Source organism: Pseudomonas sp. PP3, assembly GCF_905336995.1.
Classification (GTDB): domain Bacteria; phylum Pseudomonadota; class Gammaproteobacteria; order Pseudomonadales; family Pseudomonadaceae; genus Aquipseudomonas; species Aquipseudomonas reinekei.
Window position 1 is genome coordinate 1,578,903 of the sequence record NZ_HG995459.1, and the last position, 19,325, is coordinate 1,598,227.

Annotated in this window: 22 protein-coding genes; 11 read left to right on the top strand and 11 right to left on the bottom strand. The window is 60.4% G+C overall.

Annotated elements, in window-relative coordinates; translation table 11 throughout:
- Positions 1 to 106 precede the first annotated feature (106 nt).
- The 3 genes from KHO07_RS07290 (at position 107) to KHO07_RS07300 (ending at position 2,692) form a co-directional block, all read left to right on the top strand.
- Entirely contained in the window at positions 107 to 541 is a 435-nt protein-coding gene (locus KHO07_RS07290) for a MarR family transcriptional regulator (protein ID WP_150734939.1), read from the top strand.
- A 127-nt stretch (positions 542 to 668) separates the two neighbouring features.
- A complete protein-coding gene (locus KHO07_RS07295; protein WP_212626808.1) occupies positions 669 to 2,333 on the top strand; it encodes a FimV/HubP family polar landmark protein in 1,665 nt (554 codons plus the stop codon).
- Between the two features lie 71 nt (positions 2,334 to 2,404).
- On the top strand, positions 2,405 to 2,692 hold the full coding sequence (locus KHO07_RS07300; RefSeq protein WP_212626809.1) for a SelT/SelW/SelH family protein: 288 nt from the start codon (positions 2,405 to 2,407) through the stop codon (positions 2,690 to 2,692).
- Here KHO07_RS07300 and KHO07_RS07305 read toward each other — a convergent pair.
- Both KHO07_RS07305 and KHO07_RS07310 read right to left on the bottom strand, forming a co-directional pair.
- Positions 2,686 to 3,573 (bottom strand): DMT family transporter, encoded by an 888-nt coding sequence (locus tag KHO07_RS07305; RefSeq protein ID WP_212626810.1) that lies wholly within the window; start codon positions 3,571 to 3,573, stop codon positions 2,686 to 2,688. The genes KHO07_RS07300 and KHO07_RS07305 overlap by 7 nt on opposite strands.
- Before the next feature lie 115 nt (positions 3,574 to 3,688).
- The gene (locus KHO07_RS07310) at positions 3,689 to 4,447 is read right to left on the bottom strand and encodes a helix-turn-helix domain-containing protein (protein WP_150734935.1); all 759 of its coding nucleotides are present in this window, start codon (positions 4,445 to 4,447) and stop codon (positions 3,689 to 3,691) included.
- A gap of 135 nt (positions 4,448 to 4,582) precedes the next feature.
- Here KHO07_RS07310 and KHO07_RS07315 point away from each other — a divergent pair, with 135 nt between their 5' ends.
- The gene (locus KHO07_RS07315) at positions 4,583 to 5,398 is read left to right on the top strand and encodes a UDP-2,3-diacylglucosamine diphosphatase (RefSeq protein ID WP_150734934.1); all 816 of its coding nucleotides are present in this window, start codon (positions 4,583 to 4,585) and stop codon (positions 5,396 to 5,398) included.
- An 83-nt stretch (positions 5,399 to 5,481) separates the two neighbouring features.
- Here the strand turns inward: KHO07_RS07315 and KHO07_RS07320 are convergent, their stop codons facing one another.
- Both KHO07_RS07320 and KHO07_RS07325 read right to left on the bottom strand, forming a co-directional pair.
- Positions 5,482 to 6,072 (bottom strand): phosphohydrolase, encoded by a 591-nt coding sequence (locus tag KHO07_RS07320; protein WP_150734933.1) that lies wholly within the window; start codon positions 6,070 to 6,072, stop codon positions 5,482 to 5,484.
- A gap of 18 nt (positions 6,073 to 6,090) precedes the next feature.
- Positions 6,091 to 6,402, bottom strand: a complete 312-nt coding sequence (locus KHO07_RS07325; protein ID WP_075948932.1) for a DUF962 domain-containing protein — start codon at positions 6,400 to 6,402, stop codon at positions 6,091 to 6,093.
- 159 nt (positions 6,403 to 6,561) lie between these two features.
- Here KHO07_RS07325 and KHO07_RS07330 point away from each other — a divergent pair, with 159 nt between their 5' ends.
- On the top strand, positions 6,562 to 7,623 hold the full coding sequence (locus KHO07_RS07330) for an AraC family transcriptional regulator (protein WP_212626811.1): 1,062 nt from the start codon (positions 6,562 to 6,564) through the stop codon (positions 7,621 to 7,623).
- Here KHO07_RS07330 and KHO07_RS07335 read toward each other — a convergent pair.
- The gene (locus tag KHO07_RS07335; protein WP_150734931.1) at positions 7,580 to 9,034 is read right to left on the bottom strand and encodes a TrkH family potassium uptake protein; all 1,455 of its coding nucleotides are present in this window, start codon (positions 9,032 to 9,034) and stop codon (positions 7,580 to 7,582) included. The two genes, KHO07_RS07330 and KHO07_RS07335, sit on opposite strands and share 44 nt — an antisense overlap.
- Before the next feature lie 121 nt (positions 9,035 to 9,155).
- Here KHO07_RS07335 and KHO07_RS07340 point away from each other — a divergent pair, with 121 nt between their 5' ends.
- Positions 9,156 to 9,719, top strand: coding sequence for an NAD(P)H nitroreductase (locus tag KHO07_RS07340; RefSeq protein WP_212626812.1), 564 nt, complete (start codon positions 9,156 to 9,158; stop codon positions 9,717 to 9,719).
- Here the strand turns inward: KHO07_RS07340 and KHO07_RS07345 are convergent.
- The 6 genes from KHO07_RS07345 to KHO07_RS07370 form a co-directional block, all read right to left on the bottom strand.
- Entirely contained in the window at positions 9,716 to 11,053 is a 1,338-nt protein-coding gene (locus KHO07_RS07345) for a HAMP domain-containing sensor histidine kinase (RefSeq protein WP_150734929.1), read from the bottom strand. The two genes, KHO07_RS07340 and KHO07_RS07345, sit on opposite strands and share 4 nt — an antisense overlap.
- Before the next feature lie 172 nt (positions 11,054 to 11,225).
- On the bottom strand, positions 11,226 to 11,675 hold the full coding sequence (locus KHO07_RS07350; RefSeq protein ID WP_212626813.1) for an LTXXQ domain protein: 450 nt from the start codon (positions 11,673 to 11,675) through the stop codon (positions 11,226 to 11,228).
- A 263-nt stretch (positions 11,676 to 11,938) separates the two neighbouring features.
- Positions 11,939 to 12,616, bottom strand: a complete 678-nt coding sequence (locus KHO07_RS07355) for a response regulator transcription factor (RefSeq protein WP_212626814.1) — start codon at positions 12,614 to 12,616, stop codon at positions 11,939 to 11,941.
- 7 nt (positions 12,617 to 12,623) lie between these two features.
- Positions 12,624 to 13,037, bottom strand: a complete 414-nt coding sequence (locus KHO07_RS07360) for a translation initiation factor 2 (RefSeq protein WP_150734927.1) — start codon at positions 13,035 to 13,037, stop codon at positions 12,624 to 12,626.
- Between the two features lie 109 nt (positions 13,038 to 13,146).
- Positions 13,147 to 13,446 carry a YciI family protein gene (locus tag KHO07_RS07365; RefSeq protein ID WP_007984134.1) on the bottom strand — a complete coding sequence of 100 codons (300 nt, stop codon included), beginning with the start codon at positions 13,444 to 13,446 and terminating at the stop codon, positions 13,147 to 13,149.
- 1 nt (position 13,447) lies between these two features.
- Positions 13,448 to 14,044, bottom strand: coding sequence for a septation protein A (locus tag KHO07_RS07370; protein WP_150734926.1), 597 nt, complete (start codon positions 14,042 to 14,044; stop codon positions 13,448 to 13,450).
- 87 nt (positions 14,045 to 14,131) lie between these two features.
- Between KHO07_RS07370 and KHO07_RS07375 the strand changes: the two genes are divergently transcribed.
- The 5 genes from KHO07_RS07375 to rluB all read left to right on the top strand — a co-directional run bounded on the left by KHO07_RS07375 (position 14,132) and on the right by rluB (position 18,921).
- Complete coding sequence (locus KHO07_RS07375) at positions 14,132 to 14,995, top strand: PHP domain-containing protein (RefSeq protein WP_212626815.1); 864 nt, start codon at positions 14,132 to 14,134, stop codon at positions 14,993 to 14,995.
- Positions 14,996 to 15,008: 13 nt separating this feature from the next.
- Positions 15,009 to 15,638: an L-threonylcarbamoyladenylate synthase gene (locus KHO07_RS07380; protein WP_150735022.1), complete on the top strand. Its 630-nt coding sequence runs from the start codon at positions 15,009 to 15,011 to the stop codon at positions 15,636 to 15,638.
- A gap of 120 nt (positions 15,639 to 15,758) precedes the next feature.
- A complete protein-coding gene (locus tag KHO07_RS07385; protein ID WP_173668881.1) occupies positions 15,759 to 16,457 on the top strand; it encodes a ScpA family protein in 699 nt (232 codons plus the stop codon).
- Between the two features lie 11 nt (positions 16,458 to 16,468).
- Positions 16,469 to 17,446 (top strand): SMC-Scp complex subunit ScpB, encoded by a 978-nt coding sequence (gene scpB / locus KHO07_RS07390; protein WP_212626816.1) that lies wholly within the window; start codon positions 16,469 to 16,471, stop codon positions 17,444 to 17,446.
- 257 nt (positions 17,447 to 17,703) lie between these two features.
- The gene (rluB, locus tag KHO07_RS07395; RefSeq protein ID WP_212626817.1) at positions 17,704 to 18,921 is read left to right on the top strand and encodes a 23S rRNA pseudouridine(2605) synthase RluB; all 1,218 of its coding nucleotides are present in this window, start codon (positions 17,704 to 17,706) and stop codon (positions 18,919 to 18,921) included.
- Positions 18,922 to 19,325: the final 404 nt, after the last annotated feature.

Consider the following 19,325-nt stretch of genomic DNA (forward strand, 5'->3'; position numbering starts at 1 on the left):
CTGATGTAACGATTCAGTACAGAACAAGCCTTGCCTACAGCCAAGGCTCATGCTTAGCTGACTAATAATTAGTATTTCTCTATTTCAGTCTAATCATGAGTGTTATATGCCGTTAACCGATCAACACCGCTTTGGCATGCAACTGGCCCAGATGTCGCGCGGCTGGCGTGCCGAACTGGACCGCCGTCTTGCCGGTCTCGGATTGTCCCAGGCGCGCTGGCTGGTGCTGTTGCACCTGGCACGCTTCGAACAAGCTCCGACCCAGCGTGAACTGGCACAAAGCGTGGGCGTGGAAGGGCCGACCCTGGCTCGTCTGCTCGACAGCCTGGAAAGCCAGGGGCTGGTTCAGCGTCAATCGGTGCTGGAAGACCGTCGGGCGAAAAAAATCGTCCTCTGCGCCCCGGCGCGCCCTCTGATCGATCAAATTGAAACCATTGCCACCCAACTGCGCCATGAGCTGTTCGAAGGTGTCGATGAGGCGGATTTGCGGATCTGCATGCGGGTTCACGGGCACATCCTGGCCAACCTTGAAAAGTCTTGAGGCATAACCTTTCGCCAGGTTTTTGAGATAGCGCGTCGAGCCGACTATAAGAACTACTGCGCAATATCGTGTTCGTACCGGATGTGCGAACGCGTGCAGATGGGTTTTGGTTAGTTAAGGGATGCTCATGCTAGAGAGTTGGCGAGTCGTTGTTCGGTATGGCGCCACGTGTTTGCTGGGCGGTGCCGCTGTCACTTGGTCGGCATTGGCGCCGGCACTGGGCCTGGGTGATATCACTTTGCATTCGGCGCTGAATCAGCCGCTGCGCGCTGAAATCGCTTTGGTCGATGCCGCTGGTCTGGAAGAGGGCGAACTGTCCGTCAGCCTGGCAACAGCCGACGAGTACAGTCGCGCAGGCGTCGACCGCGTGTTCTTCCTTAATGACTTGAAGTTCACGCCGATCCTGCGCGGCAAGCGCAATGTGATCCGGGTGACCTCCAGCAAACCCGTCAATGAACCGTTCCTGAATTTTCTTGTGCAGCTCAATCAGCCCAACGGACGTTTGCTGCGAGAGTACACCGTGCTGATTGATCCTCCGGGTACGCCGGGCATTGTCCCGATCGATGAAGAACCGGAGATCGAACGCAGCGCTTCTGCCTTTCCGAGTGTCCAGCCCGCCACCCCGGCTGCACCTGCGCCAAAGAAACCGGCACCCAAACCCGCCGTGGTCCCTGCCACTGACCCGCTGGCCGAGCAACTGGCCGCCAGCGTGCTGCAAGTCCAGCAATTGCAAGCCACCCTCGAAGAGCTCAACGGGAAGCTGCGAGCACAGGATGAGCAGATTGCCAGCGAGAAAAAGCAGGTCATCGAACTACAGACCCGATTGGCAGAGGTGCAAAACGCCGCAGCGGAGCCAGCGGCGCCGGCTGTGGTAGCGCCAGCGCCGATCGCGGTTGAGCAGCCCAAAACCAACTGGCTGTTGATTGGCGGATTGCTGGCGCTGGCGGGGTTGGTGTTGCTTGGCTGGTTCGTGCGGCGAAGACAGCAAACGGCGCAGGCCCCAATCGAGACGTCGTCACTGCAGGCGCCGCTGCCGCAGCAGCCTGCGCAACCGCAGATCGCTACAGCAGCGCTTTCATCGATTCCCGCCCACAGTGATGAACTGCCGGTCAGCGATGTGTTCGAGGAGGTGGCGGTCTATCTGGCCTATGGTCGATTTAGCGAGGCTGTCGATTTGTTGCAAGAGGCGATGGCCAAAGAGCCGGAGCGTACTGATCTTGCCGTGCAATTGCTGGAAGTACTTGGCAAACAGGGCGATGCCACGGCCTACGATAAGCAGGAAGCCAGGCTGCGAGACGCCGGGTTCGATGGGCAAAAGCTCCAGGACATTCGCGCCAGCCATCCAAAATTGCACCCCATTGCACCGCTGGCCGCTGTCGTCACGCCCCTGGTGACAGCGCCCATGGATGAGTCCCCGTTGAACCCGGATGACTTGGCGATGGATTCGAACTGGGACTTGATCGAGCTCATCGACACTGCTGCGCCGCACGCGTCATTAGCGAGCGATCCAGCATTGCCTGAACCCGAGAATGATTGGGAAATCGAACCCGCCTCCCGGTCCCTGGACGACAGTTTTCTCGACGAATTCCGCGAGCCAGGCCCTTCGCTGGAGCTTGAGCCGCTCAACCTGGAACCGGTCGACCCCGACAATGCCGAAAAACTGGAGCAGGCCCAGACCTGTATCGATGACGGCGATCTCGACAGCGCCATCGCTCTGCTCAACGAATTACTCAGGGACGCCGAGGAACCATTGAAACAGACGGCCCGCAGTCTGTTGGCCGGTATTCGCTGAAAATCCAAAGATCGTAAGCGATGAAGATGATTATGATAGCGACGCCCTCTGACTCAAGAGATCTGCCTGTCATGACCGTTAGCAAACCGGAAATCATCATCACCTATTGCACCCAGTGTCAGTGGCTGTTGCGAGCCGCCTGGCTGGCGCAGGAACTGCTCAGTACCTTTGGCGACGACCTGGGCAAAGTGTCCCTGGTGCCCGGAACGGGCGGGGTCTTTCATGTTTTTTGTGACGATGTACAGATCTGGGAGCGCAAGGCTGAAGGTGGCTTCCCCGAGGCCAAGGTGCTCAAGCAGCGGGTCCGCGATCAGATTGATCCGGACCGCGACCTGGGGCACAACGACCGCACTCAGTGAGACGCCGCCGCTACGGCTTTCCTGCTTGAACTGCCAGAGAGCCTGCTCGACACCACAATCGCGACAATGATCAGCGCGCCGCCGAACAGCATGCGCAGGGTCGGGTTTTCATTGAACAGCAGCCAGGCCATGGTGATGCCATAAACCGGCTCCAGGGCAAAGACCACCGCAGCGGTACGCGCCTTGATCACCGCCAGGCTGGCAACAAAAAGGCTGTGGGCGACACCGGTGCAGAACACGCCGAGCAGGCCGATCCACAACCAGTCGATGGCGCGCACCTCGCTCAAGTGCGGTGCCGCCGCCGGCAGCAGGCACAAGCCGACCACCACGTTCTGACACAACGCCGCCTGCACCGGCGGGATGCGTGCCGAGCTTGCGCGATTGGTCAGCGACAAGAGGGAGAACAACAGCCCCGAAAGCACCGACCACAGCAGGCCGGTCGTGGCGCCGCTGGCCAGATCGAACTCAGGCGTGACCAACACCAGCCCGACGCTGACCAACGCCACCAGTGCGATCTCATTGGCGCGGATTCGCTCACGGAAAATCAGCCCTTCGAGGATCACGGTAAAGGCCGGGAAACTGGCAAAGCCCAGGGTCGCGATGGCCACGCCGGCGACTTTCACGGAAATGAAGAAACTCACCCAGTGCCCGGCCAGCAACAAGCCGCTGAGCAACAGTCGACGCACATCCACCGCCGCGAGTCGTTGCCAGCGAGTATTGCTGGCAAAACGGGCAAAAAATGCCAGCGCCAACACCGCGAACGCAGCCCGACCAAAGACGATGATCGCCGGTGACGCGGCGGCGAGCTTGCCGAACACACCGGTCAGGCCGAACATCAGAGCGCCAATGTGCAGGGCGCCAAGGGCGGTACGGGGAGTCATGGCTATCCTTAAAAATATCAATCCGGTCGACACTACGCCGACCTTGTAGGCGCTGCCTTCAGCAGCTCCTGCATTGAACGCGCAAACACCCGTCATGTCTGTCGTCGGACTATTGTTATTTGTCGCCAGCCTCGCGCCGCAGTTTTCCCGGTGATGTGCCGAACTCCCGTAGCACGGCGGCGGCAAAGGCACTCTGGGAACTGTAACCAACCCGCGCAGCAATCTCGCCGATGGGCAGGTCCGAACTGCGCAACAACGCGACAGCCTTGTGCAGGCGTCGACTGCGAATGTAGTCCATCGGCGTCTGACCGCATTCGGCCACGAACCGCGCATGCAGGCGAGCGCTGGAGAGACCGGCCACGCGGGCCAGGTCGGCGACTTGCAGCGGGTAGGCGGCGTACTGGTCAATGTGCGCATTCAGCGCGGCGTACGGCAGGCGCCGGCCGCCGGCGCTGTCCGGCCTGGCGTTGTTCAGGCTGGCCAGCAACAGCACCGCACCCTGTTGCGCGATCAGCGGATCATCCACCGGACTGTTGGCCAGCCAGCTGACCAATTGGCTTTGCCCGGCATCCAGCGACAAGCGGCCGGCGTTGTCGAGCAAGCGACGACTGGCTTCGGCATGCTCGCCCAGGGATTGGCCAATCCATTGATCGTCGGGTACGTCCAGGACCAGGCAGCGGCTGCCATTGGAACTACCGCAGGCGTGATGAAACCCGGACGGAATCACCACGAAGCTTTGCTGAACCACCTGACTGCCGCGCCCGTCGACTTCGAAATCCAGTGCGCCCGACAACCCGAACACCAGTTGCGCGTGTTCGTGGCTGTGGACGATCAGGTCTTCGGTGTATTGGCGCAGGGTGAGGATCGGTCTCATCGCGGGTCTCCCGGTTCTGGGCGCCAGTCTACACCGGCACGGCTTGAGCGCGCTGTCACAAGACTGACTTGGCGCTGTCATGGGCCATTAACCCGACCGGCGCAAGCTTGCCAAAACTTGTCCTGAGGGTTGCCCATGACCAGCGCCGAGCTCGCCAGACCCAGCCGTAAGCAACGTGTCCGGACCTTGTGGATTTCCGACGTGCACTTGGGCACGCGCGATTGCCAGGCCGAGCATTTGTCACAGTTTCTCAAGGGCTATCACGCGGACAAGATTTACCTCGTCGGCGACATCATCGACGGCTGGAAACTGCGCGGCGGCATGTATTGGCCACAGGCGCACACCAATGTCATCCGGCGCCTGCTGACCATGAGCAAACGCGGGACCGAGGTGATTTATGTCACCGGCAACCACGACGAATTCCTGCGCCGCTATTCGAAACTGATTTTGGGCAACATCCAGTTGGTCGATGAAGCGGTGCATGTGACCGCCGATGGCCGACACCTGCTGGTGATCCACGGCGACCAGTTCGATGTGATTACCCGCTATCACCGCTGGCTGGCTTTTCTTGGCGACTCGGCCTACGAATTCACCCTGACCCTCAACCGCTGGCTCAACCATTGGCGCGCGCGTTACGGCTACGGTTACTGGTCGCTGTCGGCGTACCTCAAACACAAAGTGAAAACCGCCGTCAGCTTTATCAGCGACTTCGAGGAAGCCATCGCCCATGAATGCGTCAAGCGTGAGCTGCATGGCGTGGTGTGCGGGCACATTCACCATGCCGAGATCCGCAAGGTCGGCGAGGTGGATTACCTCAATTGCGGCGACTGGGTGGAGTCGTGCACGGCGCTGATCGAGCATTGGGACGGCACGATCGAGTTGTATCGCCTGGCGGATGCGCAGGCGCGGGAGGCGGTGTTGAAGGCTGCGAAGGTGGCGGAGCTGGCTTGATCTGTTAGATGTGCAGTGTCTGCGCCGGTCTCTTCGCGGGCTTGCCCGCGAAGATGGCAGAACAGTCAGACCATTCTTTTGAATCAGGCCGGCGCGTGTTGCTCCATCGCCGCCTTGTAAATCGAGTTCTTCGGTTGCGCAAACAACCGCTCCATCATAGGCTCGAAAAAGCTCAACGGCAGGGTGTCATACGCCGGATCAAACGCCGCCGCATCGTACTTGGCACAAAACTCGATGGTCGCCTGGTACTGCGGGTGGTCGCGGAATTGCTCGCGCAAATGCCGGTCCATGCCCAGGTGATGGAAGAAGTAGTAGCCCTGGAAAATCCCGTGTTTCTCCACCATCCACACATTCTCGGCGCTGACGAACGGCTTGAGGATCGCCGCGGCAATATCCGGGTGGTTATAGGAACCCAGGGTGTCGCCGATGTCGTGGAGCAGGGCGCACACCACATACTCTTCATCGCGGCCATCACGCCAGGCGCGGGTGGCGGTTTGCAGGGAGTGGGTCAGGCGATCCACCGGGAAGCCGCCAAAATCACCTTCCAGTAACTTCAGGTGCGCCGTAATACGGGCCGGCAACTGGCGGGCGTAGGCACTGAAATCCGCGGCGATGATTGCCCAGTCTTCCTGGGTGCCGTCTTTCATGTGGGTGAAGCGAGCGTTGGCATTCATTGGCAATCCTCGGGTGATCTAGAACGGTACGCGTCCCAAAATCATGTCGCGATACATGACGAAATCACCGAGCAGGCTGTAGAAAGGGTGTTGAAACGTAGCAGGACGATTCTTCTCGAAGAAGAAATGCCCGACCCACGCAAAGGTGTATCCGGCCAACGGCAAGGCCCACAACAGCATCCACGCGCCTCGGCCGATGGTCAGCGCCAGAATGAAAATAACCAGTGTCGTGCCGATAAAGTGCAATCGTCGGCAGGTACTGTTGCTGTGTTCGCTGAGGTAATACGGGTAGAACTCAGCGAAGCTGTTGAAACGCTTGATGTTTTCCACGACTGCGATCTCTGTGGTTATTGTTCTGACTGCAAGTTGTTCTGCGGGTAGCTTATTTGAGTCTAGAGTGATCATTGGCATCAGCCAGTGACAATGGGCGCCACTTTAGTATCCTTCGGAAATGGGCTGTAGCACTCGGCCATCATGCAAGACACCGACATGAGCGAAAGAACGACTTCTGCAAGCTGGGCGATGGGGATTGTCAAAGCACTGGAAATGGACGGCCTGGATTGCCGGGTATTGTTCAAGCAGCTTGGGCTCGACTATGCGGCACTGGATGATCCGGATGCGCGCTTCCCGCAAGATTCCATGACACGTCTTTGGCAACGTGCGGTTGAGCTGTCCGGCAACCCGGCGATTGGCCTGAACATGGGCAAGGTGGTGCGACCCGCTCAGTTTCATGTGGCTGGCTACGCCTTGATGTCCAGCCAGACCTTGGCCGAAGGTTTCAAGCGCCTGGTGCGTTACCAGCGGATCATTGCCGAAAGCGCCGACCTTAGCTTTCGCCTGCTGGATGAGGGGTATGCGCTGATCCTGACGGTGCATGGCGACCATTTACCGCCGACCCGTCAAAGCGCGGAGGCTTCGCTGGCTTGCGCCCTGGCACTGTGCGGCTGGCTGACCGGGCGCACGCTGCACCCGCGCAAGGTGCTGGTGCAGGGCGATCAACCGGCCAATATCGAACCCTATAAACAAGCCTTCCATGCGCCGCTGGTATTTAACGCACCGTACGATGCGCTGATCTTCGAGCGCGCGGACATGGAAGCGCCGCTGCCGACCGCCAACGAAGCCATGGCGTTGCTCCATGATCGTTTTGCCGGTGAATACCTGGCGCGGTTTTCCGAGAGTCGCGTCACCCACAAGGCGCGGCAAGTGCTGTGTCGCCTGCTGCCCCAAGGCGAACCCAAGCGTGATGCCGTGGCGCAGACGCTGCACCTGTCGCAACGCACGTTGCAGCGACGCTTGCAGGAAGAGGGCACGAGTTTTCAGACGTTGCTCGACGACACCCGGCGCGAACTGGCCGAACAGTATTTGGCGCAACCCAGCATGACGTTGCTGGAAATCGCCTACCTGCTGGGCTTCGCCGACCCGAGCAACTTCTTCCGCGCCTTCCGCCGCTGGTTCGACGCCACGCCCGGGGAGTACCGGGCGCGGCTGCTGCAATCGCCAGCGGTGGTCAATGGCGCCAGAACGCCGGAATACACAACACAAACACCGTAATGATCTCGAGCCGGCCAAGGAGCATGCCGAACGAGAGAATCCACTTGGCAGCGTCCGGCAGGGTAGCGAAGTTGCCTGCCGGGCCGATGGTCTCGCCCAGGCCGGGGCCAACGCCGGACACGGTGCTGGCGGCGCCGGTCAGGGCTGTCATCCAGTCCACGCCCAGCAGTGACAGCAACAGCGCGATCACGCAGATGGTAATGGCGAAGAAGAACGAGAAGGTCAGGATCGAACGGACGATTTCTTCGTCGAGCCGGTGACCGTTGTACTTCTGCTTGATCACCGCGCGCGGGTGAATCAGTTGGTTAAGGTTGGCCTTGAGCAGGATGTAAGCCACCTGGAAACGGAAAATCTTGATCCCGCCGGCGGTCGAGCCGGAGCAGCCGCCAACGAAGCCCAGATAGAAGAACAGCATCAGCGAGAAATTGCCCCATAGGCTGTAGTCCCCCAGCGCGAAGCCGGTGGTGGTCACCACCGATGTCACGTTCAGCGCCACATGCCGCAACGCTTCCAGCCAGTGCAGCTGGGTGGTCCACCAATACCAGGTGCCGAGCACCAGCCAGGTCACCAGCAACATACCGAGCAAGCCTTGCACCTGCTGATCCTTGATCAGCGCCCGACGGTTACCGCGCAGGGTCGCCACGTACAGGGTGAACGGCAGGCTGCCAAGAATCATGATGACGATCGCCACCCAGTGCACCGCCGGTTGCGTCCACTTGGCCAGGGATTGGTCCGAGGTGGAGAAACCGCCAGTGGAGATCGCTGACATCGCATGGTTGATCGCATCGAACGGACTCATCCCGGCCCACCAGAACGCCAGGCTGCCGAGTATGGTAATGCCCACATAGGCTGCCACGATCAGGCGCGCCACCATGTGCGAGCGGGGCATGACTTTCTCGGAACGGTCCGACGATTCGGTCTGAAACAGGCGCATGCCACCGATACGCAGCAGCGGCAGAATCGCGACCGCCATGCCGATAAACCCGATGCCGCCGATCCAGTGCAGCAATGAGCGCCACATCAGGATGCCGGGAGACATGTCGTCCAGGCGATTAAGCACCGTCGCACCGGTGGCGGTGATGCCGGACATGCTTTCGAAGAACGAGTCGGTGTAGCTGATGTGCTGGGTCAACAGGAATGGCAGCGCGGCGAAGATACAGACCACCAGCCAGCTGCTGACGGTCAGCAGGTACATGTCCCTTGGCCGCAGGTGGACGTGTTCGGGGCGCCCGGGGATGACCAGGGCGAGGCCGGCGACAAAGGTGATCATGCTGGCCCAGAGGAAGGACGGCAGGTCACCGGTGCGTTCGAAGATCACCAGCGTGGCCATGGGCACGACCATGGCGATGGCCAGGGTGATCAGGAAGATGCCGATGATGAAACCAATGAGACGTAAGGTCGGCAACGCCATGAAGTCCGCTCGGGCTGAAATAGGGAAGGGCGCCATTCTACCTGCGAGGCAGGGCATGTAAACCGCACTGCCAGAGTAGTTACCGCTAGAATAGCCGCACAATTTTTTCTGGAGGTGGCCGATGCAGGCTCTCGACGCTTTGCTCAACCGTGTTTCCGTTCCACGACTGCTAGATCCCGCACCCACCGCCGAGCAGCGCGAAGTGTTGTTCGGCGCAGCCATGCGCGCACCGGACCATGGTCACTTGCAACCTTGGCGGTTCCTGACGGTAGAAGGCGCGGCGCGCGAACAAATGGGCGAGTTGCTGGCTGAAGCCGCGAAGCTGCAGGACGGTGAAGTCACTGAGGCTGCCATCGACAAGGCCCGTAACGGCCCGTTACGCGCACCCTTGGTGGTTGTGGTGATCGCTCGTGTGCAGGAACACGTCAAGTATCCGAAGTCCGAGCAATTGCTGGCGGCGGGATGTGCGGCCCACGGGATTTTGCTGGCGGCTTACGCGCAAGGCATCGGTGCGGTGTGGCGCACCGGCGACCTGGCGTACTCGCCGCATGTGGCCAAGGGCCTGGGGCTGTCGGAAGGCGAAGAGGTGATTGCCTTCCTTTACCTCGGCACACCGCAGAAAGAACCGCGGGTGGCGGAGAAGGTGGATCTGGCCGAGTTCGTCAGCGCCTGGCCAGCCGCCTAAGCGGCGACTCCGGGCACCAACGGAAATTCCAGGCTGGCAATAAACCCGCCCTCCGGGTGATTGGCCAGTACCAGGCTGCCGCCATGGCGCTCCGCCGCGCGTCGCGCAATGGCCAGGCCCAGGCCATGTCCGGCGGCTGTCTGGCCGGGGGCGCGATAGAACGGTTCACCGAGCTGATTCAAATGCTCGGCGTTTACCCCCGGCCCGTGATCGCGCACGGTCACGACAATTTTCTCGCCGTTGCGCAGCGCCTGCATTTCAATCGGCAGCCCTCCTGACGGATTGAAGCGCTGGGCATTGCGCAGCAGGTTGTCCACGGCGCGCTCGATCATCGTCGGCCAGCCCGTGAGGTTCAACTGCGGTTCAGCCTCCAGATGGACGAGCTGGTCGGGCACACCCAGTTGAGCATCCTTTTGCAGGGTATGGAGCAGCGCATTGAGATCGACTTCTTCAGCGCTGGCGTTATCGGCATCGACGCGCGCCAATACCAGAATCTCGCTGATCAACGCTTCGAGCCGGTCGCATTCGCGGGTCAGGCGCGGCCAGAGTTTTTCCCGTTCTTCAGGCGTGGCCCGTTCGGCCAATGCCAGTGCAATGCGCAGGCGGGCGAGGGGTGAGCGCAGTTCGTGGGACACGTCACGCAGCAACTGCCGCTGACTGCCGATCAGGCTTTGCAGGCGAGCGCCCATGCGGTTGAAGTCATTGGCCAGCACGCCGAATTCATCGCGGCGGTTGGCCAGTTTGACCAGGCTGTTCTGTTGATAGGTGGTTTGTCCCAGGTCATGCACGGCGCCGCGTAAACGACTGAGCGGGCGGGTGATGGACAGGGTGACGAACAGGCTGAACAGGGTCAGCACCACCAGCGCGATACCCAGCGCACTCAAGGGCCAGAGCAGGCTTTCGCGGTGCCAGGCGTCGAGTTCAGGGTGGGGGATGCGGTAGATCAGCAGATAGGTGTCGCCGGTTTTTTCGCTGGTGTACTCGTCGGTCAGACGGCGCCAGGGCAGGCGGCGGTCATCGTTGTTCTGGCGTGCTTCGAAGGCTGCCGCACGGCGGGGGAAGGTGCCGCGCACCACCGGGTCGCCACTTTCGTTGAGCACCTGAACGTCGATGTGATACTGGCGTTTGCGTTGCTCGAGAATGTCCTGAGCGGCTTCCTCGCCCTGGGTCTCGTAGGTTTGCGTCCACTCTTCTGCCAGGGTGTTGAGGCCCGGGTGGCGACTGAGGATCCATGCATCCTGGTTGAGCATGTGCCCGAGCAGAATGGAAAGCCCTGCAACCAGAGCGATGGCCAGCCAGAAGCTGGCCAGAATCCGCCAGAACAATGAGCGCACAGAAGATCCTCGAACTGTCACAAACCTGTGTGGGAGCGAGCCTGCTCGCGAAAGCGTCGGCACATTCAACATCAACGTGTCTGAAAGAACGCTATCGCGAGCAACCTCGCTCCCACAGTTTCAAAAACATCAGACCCAACGGTGTTCAGCCGTTGGGTCCGGGATTAACGCATTATTGCGCTTTTTGCGGCTGTTGCGCTTTCCAGGCCTTGAATTCAGCCCATTCGGCGCGACGCTCAGTCTTCTTCTTCTGGATCTCGTCGAATTGCTTCTGTTGATCCGGTTTCAGCAAGGCGCGTACATCCGCCTCGGCTTTTTTGTGGTTCGCGGCCATTTCGTCTTTCATGGCTTTCTGGTCGGCGGGCGAGAGTTTTTCCAGGTACTTGTCGACCACTTGCTTACGCTCGTGCATCTGCTCGCCCATGATCTTGCGGATCTGCTCGCGCTGTTCGCGGCTCAGGTCCAGCTCGCTGTACGGGCCTTTACCGTGCATGCCGTGCATCTGACCGCCGTGGCGCGGGCCGTCCATCGGGCCACCCATCGGGCCGGAGCCTTCAGGCATGGCCATGGCAACGGTCGGCAGAGCGGCGGCGAACATCAGAGCGATAAGAGTCTTGCGCATGGTGAATCTCCTTGTCTCATTCCCGGTACGTTCCGGATGAGTACAGATTACGCAGATCAAGGTCAGCGGCGGTCAGCGGTAGGTAAAGCTTGAGTAAAGAAGATTTCATCAGTGGCTGACATAACGCCATGTGGGGATAGTGGTCTGTGGCGAGGGAGCTTGCTCCCGCTGGGCTGCGAAGCGGCCCCAAAGATAGACTGCTGCGCAGTCAACGGGAGCAAGCTCCCTCGCCACAGGTTGCAACAGGCCGGCTTTTTTTCGCTTTACAGACTGTAGTAATAGCCGCGGCTACGCAGGGCCACGATGCGCGGACGGCCATCCGGGTGCGGGCCGATCTTCTTGCGCAGGTTGCTGACGTGCATGTCCAGGCTGCGGTCATACAGGGTCAGCTTGCGGCCGAGGGCGATTTGCGCGAGCTCCTGTTTGTCCAGTGGTTCGCCGGGTTGCTTGAGCAAGGCTTCGAGCAGACGGCTTTCGGACACCGTCAGGGTCAGTTCTTTCTCATCGATGCTGACTACACCGCGCACCGGGCTGAAACACAGGTCGCCCAGTTCCAGCTGGCTGGACACCGCGGCCGGATGGCTGCGACGCAACACGGCGCGCAGCCGGGCGGTCAGCTCACGCGGGTCGCACGGTTTGGCCAGGTAATCGTCGGCACCCAGTTCCAGGCCGAGGATGCGGTCCAGCGGTTCGCCACGCGCCGAGAGCATCAGCACCGGTAAATCCGGGTGATCGCTGCGTAACTGCTTGAGCAGTTCCAGGCCGCTGCCGTCCGGCAGCATCACATCCAGCACCACGGCCGCTGGCGAGGTTTCAGCCAGTGCACGACGGGCACTCTGGCCATCGTGGCAGGCGCGAACCTGAAAGCCTTCCTGATTCAGCCAACTGCTCAGGAGCTCACACAGCTCCTGGTCATCATCAATTAGTAACAGCTCGCTCATGACTCACTCAATTTAGCCATTGTCGACGTTTTCGACTTGCACCACTGGCGAAGATACCGCAGAGCAGGGCCAATAGCGCTACCCCGGCGCCGATAACGAACCACTGCTGCTGATCGGTCAGCAACCGCGGCAACCCGCTGCCGGCCTGGGCTTCCTTGAGTTGCAGCTTCAGACGCTGGTTCTCCTGGCGCAACCGTGCCAGCTGGGCGCTTTCGCGTTCGCCATCGGCATTCTGCAATTGTTTGCTCAGTTCTTCTCGTTGCCGTTCGCTTTCTTTCAAGCGTTGCTGCAACTCGTTGATCTGGCTGCCGGCGCTGAGGGACAAAGGCGTCGAACTGCCGCCCTCGGCGCTTTCTTCACCGTGGGCGGGGGCCATGATCGACAACGTGACCAACAACAGACACAACGGACCTTTGCGCATCGCGACTCCTGATTCCAATACGAGTATTGGGAAGTTGTCGGCCGGCAGACGAGAATAATGAGCGATTGAGAACGCGATGAACCGATAAGGTTCATCGCGTGAGAGGGCGTTACGGCAGGACTTGCTTGAACGGCTTGACCAGAACGTTGGCGTAGACGCCTGCGGCGATGTACGGATCGGCATCGGCCCAGGCCTGGGCGGCGCTCAGGGAGTCGAATTCGGCGACGATCAGGCTGCCGGTGAAACCCGCTGCGCCCGGATCATTGCTGTCGACAGCCGGATGCGGGCCGGCCAGAACGATGCGACCTTCACCCTTGAGCACTTGCAGACGCTCAAGGTGCGCAGGCCGTGCGGCCAGGCGGGCTTCCAGGGAGTTGGCGACGTCTGTGGCAATGATTGCGTAAAGCATGTCAGTCCTCGGTTTTTGGCGTTGTGGTATCGGCGTCGTGCAGATGACGGGACAGGTAGATGCCCTGGCCAATCAGGAACAGCAAGGTCATGCCCAGGCTGCCGAAGACCTTGAAGTCGACCCAGTAGCTCTGGAAGGTGAACGCGACGAACAGGTTGGCGGCACCGCAAAACAGGAAAAACACGATCCAGGCGATGTTCAGGCGTGTCCAGACCGGGTCCGGCAAAGTCAGCGCGTGGCCCATGATGCGTTTGATCAGCAGGCGATCACCGATAAAGTGGCTGCCGATGAAACCCAGGGCGAACAGCCAGTTGACCACCGGCGCCTTCCACTTCAGGAAGGTTTCGCTGTGGAAGGCCAGGGTCAGGCTGCCGAAAACCAGGCAGGCGATAAGGGTCAGCCACTGGCTCTTCTCCAGCTTGCGCTGTTTGATGAACAGCGCGCCGTAGACCACCAGCGAACTGATGATCAGCATCGCGGTGGCACTGTAAATACCGCCTACAGTTACCTCATGGCCGGCGATATCGACGACCCGTGGATCAATTTTGAAAACGATGAAAAACAGCAGGAGCGGGATGAAATCGATGAATTGTTTCACAGTGGCAGCCAGAAGCAGGATGTGGCGGCATAATAACAAACATATGGGCGCGCGATAGCGCCAGCTGATTTGAGGTTACAAAGCCCTGTGAATGTTGATTTGCACTGCCATAGCACGGCCTCCGATGGCGCCCTGGCGCCTGCGGTACTGGTTGCGCGTGCGTTCGAGAAAGGCGTGCGAGTCCTGGCCCTGACCGATCACGACACCCTCGAAGGCATCGCTGAAGCCCGGGAAGCGGCGAACGCGCTGGGGATGCAACTGGTCAACGGCGTCGAATTGTCGTGCACCTGGGGCGGCGCGACCATTCATGTGCTTGGCTATGGTTTCGATGTCAATGCCGCACCGTTGGTCGAAGCGATCGCCAAATTGCACGATGGCCGCTGGCTACGGTCCGAAGAAATAAGTCGCAAACTGGCATTGAAGGGTATGCCGGGGGCGCTGGAAGGCGCCCGGGAAATCCAGCAGGAGCTGGGGGACAGTGGCAACGCACCGGCCCGCCCGCACTTTGCCGACTGGATGGTACGCGAAGGTTTGGTAAAGGATCGCGCCGAAGCGTTCCGCAAATGGCTGGGCGCCGGCAAACTGGGGGACGTCAAGCAACACTGGCCGACCCTGGAAGAAACCGTCGAAACCCTGCGCGCGGCCAAGGCCTGGGTCAGTCTGGCCCACCCATGGCATTACGAGTTCACTCGCAGCAAGCGTCGTCGCCTGATTGCCGACTATATTCAAGCAGGCGGCCACGCGATCGAAGTGGTCAATGGTTACCAGCCCGCCGACCAAGTGGGCAGCCTGGCCATTCTTGCCCGCGAGTTCGGTCTGCTGGTTAGCGCCGGCAGTGATTTCCATGGCCCAGGCGGGTGGTCGGAAATCGGTGAGTACCGCCCGCTCCCGGAGGATCTGCCACCCCTGTGGTGTCGATTCAAACATGACCCAGTTATTGCCGCCGTCTGAACAGGTAGAGAATGTGAGTCAATTTTTCCAGATTCATCCGGAAAATCCGCAAGCGCGCCTGATTAAACAGGCTGTCGAGATCATTCGTAGCGGCGGGGTGGTGATTTATCCCACGGACTCCTCCTATGCAATCGGTTGCCAGATCGGTGACAAGGTCGCCGTGGAACGCGTGCGCCGTTTGCGCGGGCTGGACGACAAACACAACTTTGCGCTGATCTGCAGCGACCTGTCGCAACTGGGCCTGTTCGCCAAGATCGACACCGGCACCTTCCGCATTCTCAAGGCTCACCTGCCAGGGCCTTACACCTTCATTCTCAACGCCACGCGTGAAGTGCCGCGGCTGTTGCTGCACCCGAAAAAACGCACCATCGGCTTGCGGGTGCCCAGCCATCCGATCGCGTTGGCGTTGCTGGATCAACTCGGCGAACCGTTGATGAGCGTGAGCCTGATCATGCCCGGCGAGACTGACCCGATGTTTGATCCTTACGAAATGCGCCAATTGCTCGAGCATCAGGTCGACTTGATCATCGACGGCGGTTTCGGCGGGATCAAGGCGTCCACGGTGATCAACCTCGCCGACGGCGAACCGGAAGTGATCCGCGTCGGTTGCGGCGATCCAGCGCCGTTCATGGCCGAGGCGTAGATGTCTGCAGTAGAACCCGTCGACAGTCAGGCCGGAGCCCAGCAAGAGCTGCCGTTCGCCATGGTCTATGGCCAGGCGGTCATGGAAATGCCGCTGGACCTGTACATCCCGCCGGATGCGCTGGAGGTCTTTCTCGAGGCGTTCGAAGGTCCGCTCGACCTGTTGCTGTACCTGATCCGCAAACAGAACATCAACATCCTTGACATCCCGGTGGCGGAAATCACCCGTCAATACATGGGTTATGTCGAGTTGATGCAGTCGGTGCGCCTGGAGCTGGCGGCGGAATACCTGGTGATGGCCGCGATGCTGGCCGAGATCAAGTCGCGGATGTTGCTGCCGCGGGCCGAAACCGTCGAAGAAGAGGAAGACGACCCGCGCGCCGAACTGATCCGCCGCTTGCAGGAGTACGAGCGTTTCAAGGCCGCCGCCGAAGGCATCGACGGCCTGAGCCGCGTCGGTCGCGATGTGCTGGTGCCCAAGCTCGACGCCCCTGAGGCGCGGGCGCGCAAGCTGTTGCCGGATGTGCGTTTGTCAGAGTTGTTGATGTCCATGGCCGAAGTGTTGCGCCGTGGCGACATGTTTGAAAGCCATCAGGTCAGCCGTGAGGCGCTATCGACCCGCGAACGCATGAGCGATGTGCTGGAGCGGCTCAAGGGCGGCGGTTTCGTGCCGTTTGTCGAGCTGTTCACCGCTGAAGAAGGGCGCCTGGGGGTTGTCGTGACGTTCATGGCCATCCTCGAACTGGTCAAGGAATCCTTGGTCGAGTTGGTGCAGAATGAGCCGTTCGCCGCGATCCATGTGCGAGCCCGAGCCGAATAACGAGTTTAATCATGAACCTGAGTGAACCCCGCGAGCTGGCGCCATTGCTTGAAGCCTTTCTGTTGGCCTCGGGAAAGCCGCAATCCCTGGAACGATTGTTCGAACTCTTCGAAGAAGGCGAGCGGCCGGATCCGGCGGTTTTCAAGAAGGCCCTGACCATTCTGGGGAAATCCTGCGATGGCCGCGCGTACGAGCTCAAAGAAGTGGCTTCCGGCTATCGCCTGCAAATTCGCGAGAAGTTCTCGCCGTGGGTCGGCCGATTGTGGGAAGAGCGGCCGCAGCGTTATTCGCGGGCCATGCTCGAAACCATCGCGCTGATCGCCTATCGACAGCCGATCACCCGGGGCGAAATTGAAGATGTGCGGGGCGTGGCGGTCAACAGTCAGATCGTCAAGACGCTGATGGAGCGCGAATGGATTCGCATCGTCGGCTACCGCGACGTGCCGGGTAAACCGGCGATGTTCGCCACCACCAAGGCGTTTCTCGATCACTTCAACCTGAAAAACCTCGACGACCTGCCACCGCTGGCGGAACTGCGCGAGCTGGAACCCGATCCGGTGCTCGACTTTGACGACGCACCTGTGCCGGCATCGTTGCAAGAACTGGCAGACGCCAGCGCCGAACCGGAAGAGCCGAAGGAAGAAACCAGTTTCCACACACTGTTGCTGGAACTGGACAGCATGGAAGAGGGGATCAAGACCGACTTCGACGACTTGTTGCGTGATGGTGAGCTGCCGGCGATTGATCCGGAGCAGCCTGACGTCGAAGCGGTACAGGTGGATTTGCCGGTTGAGCCTGAAGCAGAACCTGAAGCCGAGCCTGAGCAAGAAGACGACATCCTCGGCGTTGCCGAAGCCCGCGAAAAACTCCTGGCCGCCGTTGCGGCCCTGGAACAGCCGAAACCCGAGCCGGAACTGTCCGACGAAGAAGCCGAAGCCCTGGCCCTGGCCGAAGCCATCGAGGCTGAACGCCGCGAATTCGAAGACTGATCCCGTAGGAGCCGGCTTGCTGGCGATGGCATCACCGCGGTTCCTCAGCTTCACCGTGTGGATGCCATCGCCAGCAAGCCGGTTCCTACAGAAGATTGGCAACCCTCGTGATCACCGGCCGGCGGAAAAGCCAATAACCTTGCATTCATCAGCTAGTCTCTGATGCGCAAACGCCCGCATGCGCGTATGATTCGCGACCCTTCGGCGATCCCTTCGCCCAAGTACCCAGTTTTCAGAACACACCGGGAGGTGCCCAGATGAGTATCAAAGACCAGAAAGACGACCAGGAAATCGGCCCAGCAGGCGAAAAACTGCAGAAGGTCCTCGCCCGTATCGGCGTCGGCTCGCGCCGTGACGTGGAAGCCTGGATCAGCCACGGCCGCATCAAGGTCAACGGCAAAGACGCCACCCTTGGCCAGCGCGTCGACATGCACGATGCCATCACCATCGATGGCAAGGTGATCAAGCGCGAAGAGGCTGCCGAGTCGGTCCGCCGCGTGATTATGTACAACAAGCCCGATGGCGAGATCTGCACCCGTGTCGACCCGGAAGGTCGTCCGACCGTGTTCGACAAGATGCCAAAGCCGAAAGAAGGCCGCTGGATCAACATCGGTCGCCTCGACATCAACACCACCGGTTTGCTGATGTTCACCACCGACGGTGAACTGGCCAACCGCCTGATGCACCCTTCCTACGAAATGGACCGTGAATACGCGGTACGTGTGCGTGGCGAAGTCGATGACGAGATGATCGAGCGCCTGAAGGCTGGTGTTGTTCTCGAAGACGGCCCGGCCAAGTTCACCGACATCAAGCAGGCACCCGGTGGTGAAGGTTTCAACCACTGGTATCACTGCGTGGTGATGGAAGGTCGCAACCGCGAAGTTCGTCGCCTGTGGGAATCCCAGGGGCTGGTGGTCAGCCGTCTCAAGCGCGTGCGTTTCGGTCCGGTGTTCCTCAACTCCGACCTGCCGATGGGTCGCTGGCGCGAAATGAGCCAGTACGAAGTCGACATTCTGAGTGCCGAAGTTGGCTTGACGCCGGTGGCGATGCCGCAGATGAACGCCAAGAGCAAAGACAAGCTTGACCGGATGCAGCGCAAATCGTCGCGGCCGATGGCCAAGACCGAGCGCGTGCGCACCCTGCGTCCAGCCGCTGGCGCCACCGCACCTACCGCGCCGCGCGCAAGCCGTGAGCCGCAGATCGAAGGCGAGCGTCCGGGTCGCAAGCCAGCTGCCCGTCAGGACGGTGAACGCGGCCCGCGTACGCCGCGTCCGGCCAATGGCCGTACCGAGCGTGGCGAAAGTCGTGGTACACCGGTCGCGGATCGTCCAGCCGACACCAAGCGTCCGGCCAAGCCAGCGCCGAAGCGTCCGGGGATCAAACTGGTCGACGGTGATACCCCGTCGGGCAAGCGCCGTGGTGCACCGGCCGGTTCGGGTCAGCGTCCGGGCTTTGGTCGTCGCAAGCCTGAGTAATCGGTAAGCGCTTGATAAAAAACGCCAACCCTCGGGTTGGCTTTTTTTTGTGCCTGATTTTAGCCCTGTGGTGTATTCGGGGGGTGCCTACGCGAGCAGGAGACCGGGTTGTTCCATAGAAATGCGATCCCTTGTGGGAGCGAGCCTGCTCGCGAAAGCGCCAGTCGCCACAACGGATTGTCCGAAGTGGAAAGACTGAATTACGCCTTGTAAAGAAAATCTTACGGAATTCGCAGATTAGTCCCGTGAAACCTCAGCTTCGCGGATGTCGTAAGAAAATTTTTACGCTCAACTCTCTCCGGAGCTTCTTCCACCTCTCTAGCCCGCTTGTTTCCTCGGCCCCAGCAAGGTGTTATGCGCGCCATGCCTGTCGTGCAGGTGCATAACAAAAAGGGAGGCGCAAT